Source organism: Sutterella massiliensis (assembly GCF_016899755.1).
Lineage (GTDB): Bacteria > Pseudomonadota > Gammaproteobacteria > Burkholderiales > Burkholderiaceae_F > Sutterella > Sutterella massiliensis.
On record NZ_JACJJC010000477.1, the window covers coordinates 1 to 254 of the forward strand.

The following is a 254-nucleotide window of genomic DNA, read 5'->3' on the forward strand; positions in this document are numbered from 1 at the left end:
CGTACAAGCTGCTCTCCGATGCCGCGCTGCAGCAGAAGGACGGGAAAACCTTCCTCTTCTTCAACGAACCGATCCGCGTGACGATGCGCGACACGCGCGAAAAGTTCAAGCGGCTCCTCTCGCCCATGGACAACGGCGGCGAAACCGACTACTGCGTTCGCGGCGACACAATTAAAGAAGTCGCCAAGAAGGCCGGCATCGATCCCAAGCAGCTCGAGGCGACGGTTCGCCGCTACAACGCCTTTGCCGCCAAG

1 pseudogene is annotated in these 254 nt (G+C 60.6%); it reads left to right on the forward strand.

Features of this window, described 5'->3' with window-relative positions:
* Positions 1-254 (forward strand): annotated as a pseudogene (locus H6A60_RS13380) (hypothetical protein); the annotation flags it as partial.